The organism is Acidobacteriota bacterium (assembly GCA_003696075.1).
Classification (GTDB): Bacteria; Acidobacteriota; Polarisedimenticolia; order J045; family J045; genus J045.
This window is the reverse complement of sequence record RFHH01000212.1, coordinates 1-6,799: the sequence shown is the minus strand read 5'-3', so window position 1 is coordinate 6,799 and position 6,799 is coordinate 1. Positions and strand designations below refer to the sequence as shown.

4 protein-coding genes are annotated in these 6,799 nt (G+C 75.3%); 2 read left to right on the top strand and 2 right to left on the bottom strand.

Features of this window, described 5'->3' with window-relative positions; all coding sequences use genetic code 11:
- Positions 1 to 8: 8 nt before the first annotated feature.
- Both D6718_13380 and D6718_13375 read left to right on the top strand, forming a co-directional pair.
- Entirely contained in the window at positions 9 to 1,013 is a 1,005-nt protein-coding gene (locus tag D6718_13380) for a UPF0104 family protein (GenBank protein ID RMG42811.1), read from the top strand.
- A 534-nt stretch (positions 1,014 to 1,547) separates the two neighbouring features.
- Positions 1,548 to 3,797: a hypothetical protein gene (locus D6718_13375; GenBank protein ID RMG42810.1), complete on the top strand. Its 2,250-nt coding sequence runs from the start codon at positions 1,548 to 1,550 to the stop codon at positions 3,795 to 3,797.
- 12 nt (positions 3,798 to 3,809) lie between these two features.
- Here the strand turns inward: D6718_13375 and D6718_13370 are convergent, their stop codons facing one another.
- Both D6718_13370 and D6718_13365 read right to left on the bottom strand, forming a co-directional pair.
- A complete protein-coding gene (locus tag D6718_13370) occupies positions 3,810 to 4,511 on the bottom strand; it encodes a hypothetical protein (protein RMG42809.1) in 702 nt (233 codons plus the stop codon).
- On the bottom strand, positions 4,508 to 6,799 hold a 2,292-nt coding region (locus D6718_13365), incomplete at its 5' end, for an ATP-binding cassette domain-containing protein (GenBank protein ID RMG42808.1). The genes D6718_13365 and D6718_13370, both read right to left, overlap by 4 nt.

Genomic DNA, 6,799 nt, shown 5'->3' with positions numbered 1-6,799 from the left:
TCTGGCAGGTGCGGGGTGCCGGTGCGGGGGAGCTGGTGCGCCGGCTCGTGCGGGCGTCGCCCGGATGGGTCGCCGCCGCCGGCCTGCTGACGGCGATCCGGCTCGGCATCTTCTCGGCGCGACTGTGGTGGATCAGCCGCCGGCTCCACCCCGAGTGCCGTTTCCGCCCCTACCCGGGAATCGTGGCCGGCTCGCAGCTGCTCGTCCTCGGGTTGCCGGGAATGCGGCCCGCGGCTTCCCTGCTCCGCGCCCAGCTCGCCCGCCGCCGGTTCGGGGGCCGTCTGGCGACCCACCTGGCCGCGAACCTGGCCGATCAGGGAAGCCAAGCGGTCGCGTGGGCCGCGTGTGCGGTGGCCCTCGGCCCCGCGCTCGTTCTCCGCGGCCCGCGGGCGGCGGGACCCGCGCTGTTGTCCGGCCTGGCTGCGAGTCTCGCCGCGCTCGCCGTCGGCTGGGGATGGCTCCGGCACCGCAGGGAGGATCTGGCCCGTTGGTCGCACAGTCCCGCGCCGGGAGGCGGGCGCCTGCGCCGCGCAGCCGGGCTGACCCTGAGGGGGGCCGCCGGGCTCGCCGCCGACCGGAGCGCGCTCGGCGTGGGGCTGGCCGGGGGGGCGGGCTTCGTCCTGGCCGGAGGACTCGCCCAGGCCGCGGCTCTGCGCGCGGTGGGCTTGTCCGCTCCCTGGTGGGTCGCCGTCGCCGCCGTGGTCCTCGGCACGTCCGCCGGCGCCGCGTCCAACGCCCCCGGCGGCGCCGGGGTGGCCGAGGCGACGCAGGCCGCCGTCTTCGCGGCCCTCGGCCTACCCGCCGGCCCGGCGCTGGCCGGGGTGTTCCTCGCCCGGGGGCTTCACTACGCGTCCGTCGCGATCCTCGGAAGCGCTGCGTTGCTGCACGAGGCCCGCCGTGGCGGAGAGGCGGCTCCCGCCTTCCTCCCCCCACCAACCCCCGCCGATCCGCAGGACGGCGACCGCCAGCGCCCGGCGCAGGAGAGCCGCCCGGCCGGCCGGCGGCGAGCCTGAACCCGGCGGCTCGGGGAGAGCGAACAGCTCGAACTCGAACCGGTGGGTCAGCCACGCGGCCGGGGAAAGCCGCGGCGTCTCGACCGCGCCGGGGTCGAACCGTCGTGTCCCCGCCGGCAGGATCCAAACCCCCAGACAACGCCCGCCCGGCGCGTCGACGTCGCGCCAGGCCAGGGCGAGGGCCCTCGTCCCGGGAGGCGGCTCGCCCCACTCGAGGGGCACCGGGCGCCCGGTGGCCACGGCGGCCGCGACCGGTCCGATCCCCCCGGTGGGGTCCGCCCGGAGCGTGAAGCCGGCGGTGGCGCGGGATCGGTCGGCGGCCGAGGCGGCGAGGGCCAGGGCGGCGATGCCCGCGAGGAGCGGCAGGAGAAGGCGGCCTTCCATGGCCGAAAACCTACGAGGAATGCCGGCGGACGGGGAGCCGAATCGCGGGGCCGGACTGGCCGGGTTTCCGCGCTTTCGGCGCCGTTCGGGACCGGCCGCGCCGCGCGACCGCCTTGGTGCCCGCCACCGGCCCCGCTATCCTCCGGATCGATGGCCGACACCGACAGGACGCCCCGCGACGAGTTCGCCGTGCGACGGCGCGTGCGGGAGCTCGTGAGCCGCCTCCTCGGCCGCGCCGTGCTGCTCCCCTCGGAAACGCAGCAACTGGTCAGCGAGCTGCGGCGCCATCGTTCGCTCGCGCTCCGGACGCTCCTGCGCTTCTACGAAACGGACAAGGTGGAGGACGAGATCGCCGCGCTCGATCTCCTGGGGCGGCTGGCTCGCCTCGAAGACATCGGGCTGCTGGCCGACGTCGTCAACGACCCGCGCGCTCCCTCCGCGGCCCGCGTGGCCTGCGCTCTCGTCCTCCTCGGCCGCGATTGCGCCGATTTGATCGAGGCGGGTGACGTCTCGGAGATGGTGCTCAGGTGGCAGGCCCGGCACGTCGCCGAGGAGCCCGCCCTCAGGGGTCCCCTCACCAAGCTGTTCGCGGCGGCGACGCGATCGGAGCGTTCGAGCTGGATCGCGATGCAGGACCGGGCCCTGACCGAGCCCGTTTCGCGGACGGCCGTTTTCGAGATGCTCCTCGAGGTCGAGAGGGATCCCGAGCTCCGGGCCTACCTGATCGAGGCCCTGGCTCGCTCGCCGCACCCGACGGCCCGGGCGGCCCTCGCGCGGGTCGTGCCCCTGACCGCCGAGGAGGCCGCGCGGTTGGACGACGCCCGCCTCCGCCTCGCCTCCGGCACTCCCGACCTCGCGCCCGCAGGGTGGTCGGCACGGTTCGGCTTCTGCGACGGCGCCGGCACCTTCCCGCTCCGCTTCGATTTCCGCTCCCCCGGTGCGCGGCCGCGGGCGGTGCTCTTCCTGCTCGACACCGAAGGCGGCGTGCGCGAAGCGCTCGGACTGAGCGGCCGCGACGTCCTGCGCTACGACCGCGAAGCGGCCCGCGCCGACGAGGTCCCGGACGTCGCGTCGATGCACCGCCTTCCGCTCGACCGGGCCCTCGGCCTGCTCGCAGCCGCGGAGGAGCGCGGCCGGCTCCGGGGCCGCCGCCCGCCGCGCGACCACGCCGCGGCGCGGCGGCTTCTCGACCCGCTGGCGGATGTCGTCCCCGAGCCACCCTCCCTGGATCGCGACGCCGATCCCGCCCTGGCCGAGCGCAGCGGCGACCTGCTCCGCCACCCCGGATACCGGGGATGGTTCTACGACGCCGGCGATCGGATCCTCGATCCGCTCCGCGAAGAATGGCTCCGCCGCGGACGGCCCGGCGAAGAGCCGCCGGAGGATCTCGTGACGCGGGCGGTTCATGAGCTGGCGCGCGCGGGAGAACCGGCACGCCTCGCCCGCATGCTGCGCCACAACGCCCTCGTCCACGAGGCGGCCGGCGAGGAGGAGTGGGCCGACGTGGCGGGGGCGGCGGCGGCGCGGATCCTCGCGGGAGGATTCGCCGAGCTGCCCCTCGTCCGCCGCATGGCGAGCGAAGGGCTTCATCCGGCGCACCGCTATCTGGCACCGCGCTCCCAGATCCCGCGCCGCGGCGAGATCGCCTGCCTGCTCCTGTCGTCGCGCACGCCGACCCGCGGGCGCGTGCTCGCGGTGGATATCGCCTGGATCTTCTCCCGGGCGCTCGAGGTCTGGTCCTGGCTCCGCCCGGCGCCGGAAAGACCGCATCAGGACGATCTCCAGAATCTCGCCATGGCGGCGGCGCAGGCCTGCGCGCGGTGGGTCCCGCGGTGGCGGGCCGAGGTCCCCGAGCCGCCGGACCCGGACGAGGGTTTCGGGGCATGGCGGGGCGTCCTCGCCGGACTGCTGGTCGAAGTCGCCGAGCGCGAGCGGTTCCCGCGTCCGCCGTCCGATCCGTCGCGCGCGGAGCTGGTCGAATGGCTGATCCGCGCCGCCGAGGAGCTCTTGCTGGGCGTCTGCCTGCGCGGCTGTCCGGAGCGCTGCCCGGACCGACCGCGGAGCGACGGCTCCGGGGCGCTCCGGCGCGGGGAGTTTCCGGCCGGACGGCGCGCCGCGGCGCGGATCCGGAACTGGCCGGGACGCTACCTCCGGCAGCCGGGACCCGGGGAGGAAGCGGCGCTCGAATCCTGGCTTCGCCCGCGCCCGCCGGAGTTCCGGTGCGGCGTGTGCGGAGACCTGCGCCCGGAGACGGCCCGCTCGCGGAGCGCGGTGGCGCCGCGCGACGGGGAGAGTGCTTCGCGTCCGGTCTGCCTTCGCTGCCAGGGTCGATACCGCCGCGACTCCGCCTTCCGGCGCGATGTCGAACGGCGCGTGGGCCCGTTGCGGCCGCGGGACTGACCCGGACGCTCCTCAGGACAAGAGCCGCTCGCGACGCTCGGCGCGGCCGAAGGCGAGCGCCGTCAAGGCCACGGCAGCGAGCAGCATTCCGAGGCGGTTCTGGACGGCCCAAGCGAGCCGCGTCGCGTCGTCGCGATCCGTCCACACGGTGGGGTCGAAGAAGGGCGAAATGCGGAGCCACCCGGCGAGCCATCCCAGGTAGACCGCTCCGAACGCGATCATCGCCCCGGTGATCTCGCTCTTCGCCAGCGCTCCCGCCGCCATGCCGACGACGAGGTAGAAGTAGCCGATCTGGAACGCGCCGTACAGCGCGCCCGCGGGAAAGTCGGTGAACAGAAGGAAGGCGGCCGCCGCCAGCAGCGCCTCGGCCCACAGAATCAGCGGCAAGCCGGCGACGAGCTTCCAGGCGAACAACCGCCAGGCGCCCCCGGGGATCGTGTAGGCGATCTCCAGCGTCCGCCGGTCGATCTCGCCCGCGATCACCCGCACCCCCAGCGCGGCGCCGAACATCCCGAGCGGCAACCCGATCAGCCAGGACAGCGCCTGCGGCGGCCGATAGCCGTTCGGCGGGTTTCCCGCGAGAAGGAACAGCCACATGAGCGCCGGCCAAACGAGCACGAAGGCCGGAACGGGGGGATAGAAGCGGCCCGCGAGCAGCTTGGCCGCCAGGTGGAGCATGCGCAGGGCATCGCGAACAGCAGCCGGCCGGATCATGCGGCCTCCCCTTCCGCGGCGCGGGTCACGAGCAGCAGGTAACCGTCCTGCAGCGTCGCCGGCACGGGCCGTGCCGGCAGGCCCGGCGGCGGCCCGGCGGCGAGGAGCCGGACGCGCGTCCCGCCGCCGGGGAGCGGCAACCGGTCGACGACCCGGCCCGGGAGCTCTTCCCCCGCGCGCTCAGGCGGGAGGTCCACCTCGTAGACCCGGCCGGTGGCGACCCGCGACAGCTCCTCCGGCGCTCCGTCGAACACCAGGCGCCCGGCGGCGAGGACGAGCACGCGCTCGCACGCCACCGCCACGTCCTCCACCACGTGGGTCGAGAAGAGGACGATCCGCCCCTCGGCGAGACGCGCGAGAAGGTTGCGGAAGCGGATGCGCTCCCGCGGGTCGAGCCCCACCGTCGGTTCGTCGACCACGATGACCGGCGGGAGGCGGAGAAGCGTCCGCGCCACGGCCGCCCGCTGGCGCATCCCGCCCGAGTAGCGCCCCAGACGCTCGTCCGCTCGGTCCTCCAACCCCACTTCGCGCAGCAGCCGCTCCACGCGCTTCCGCCGCGCCTCCGGATCCCCGACCCCGTACAGGCGGGCGAACAGGTCGAGGTACTCGCGCGCGGTCATGTCGAGCGGAAGCCCGAAGTCCTGCGGCAGGTAGCCCACGTACCGCGCGAGCTGCCGGCGGATACGCCCGACGTCGACCCCGCCGAGGCGCACGACGCCCCGGCTCGGTTCGAGCATCCCGGCGATCTGGCGGAGGAGAGTCGTCTTCCCCGCTCCGTTCGGCCCCAGAACGCCGATCATTCCTCCCGTCGCCTCGAAGCCAACGTCGCGCAGCGCCACCACCGGCCGGTAGGTCAACCCGAGCCCGAACAGGCGCCGCGCGAGCGAGCGCCACGCGCGGCGGAGGCGCAGCGCGCGGCCCGAGCGCGGATCGGCGTCGATCTCCTGCCTCGCGAGGCGCACCGCCGTCCGCCGCCCGAGCTGCACGACGAGGACCACCGCGCCCACCACCGACAGGAGGACCGCCCGCCGGACGAACTCACCGCTGCCCGGGGAGGCCGTGCCGTCGAGCGCCGGAACGACCCACCACCGCTCCACCGCGACTTCGAACACGATCCACGGAGCGCAGGCGGCGAGGACGGCCTCCGGGCCGCCGGGGAGAGGCCGGCCGAGATCGTCGGCCCGTCCGCGCGCCCGCCGGAACTCCATCAGGCCGCGCGCCGCGAGGCCGGCGGCGGCGAACCCGGCGACGAGCCGCCAGAAACCGGTGCCGAGCGAAAACGCCAAATAGAGCGCGCCGGCCGCCGCCAGCGCCAGCCCCACGAGCGCAGCCCGGGCGTCGCCCGGATGGAACGGCCTGCCGCCGCGCGCGAGAACGCGGCGTGCGAACTCCTCCGGGGCGGCCCAGGCGCGCGCCACCGGCCCGGGACCGCCGTACGTCTTGTGCAGGAATCGAACTTCGAGACGCGGCGGGCCGTTCCTCTCGAGCCGAGGTTCGGGAGGCGGCGGTTTGGGCGCGAGCAGGACCGCCAGGCCGAGCCAGCCCGCTGCGACGAGCGCGGTCGTGATCGCGCGCCACGTCAGCGAGGCGACGAGTCCGCTCCAGGCGAGCGGCACCACCACCACGGCGGTCGCCACCGCCCACGCGATGACGATCCAGGGTCCCAGCCGGCCGAAGAGTTCGTCCAGCCGGCGGAGGAGAACGAAGCCGACGGGAATCACCAGCAGGGTCAGCAGGGTCGAGGTCGCCAGCCCTCCCATCACCACCGTCGCGAACGGAGGCCAGATTTCGTTCTCCCGCCCGGTCGCCAGGGCCAGCGGCCAGAGACCCGCGATGGTGGTCGCCGAGGTCATCAGCACCGGACGGGTGCGCTCCCGGACCGCGGCGAGTGCCGCCGCGCCCGCTCCCCATCGGCCGCCGAGCGCCCTGCGTTGCATGCGGTCGATGAGGAGGATCGCGGGATTGACCGTCAGGCCCAGCAGCGCGAGCGCTCCCACCAGCGCCATCGTGTCGGCCGGCAGACCCGCCACCAGGAGCGCCACGACCGCCCCCACCACCGTGAGCGGGAGTGCGGTGAGGACGAGGAGAGGCAGAACGAGCGATTCGAACGTCACCGCCAGCACCCCGTAGAGGAGCAGAACGACCGGAAGGATCACCTCCCTGAACCAGCGGCGGCTGCGCTCGGGGGCGGGCGGTTCGATCGCGTAGCCCGGCGGGCGCCGCACCGAGGCGACCGCCTCCCGGAGCCTCCGGTCGAGTGCGGCCCGCTCGGGGCCGGTCCGGGGGGC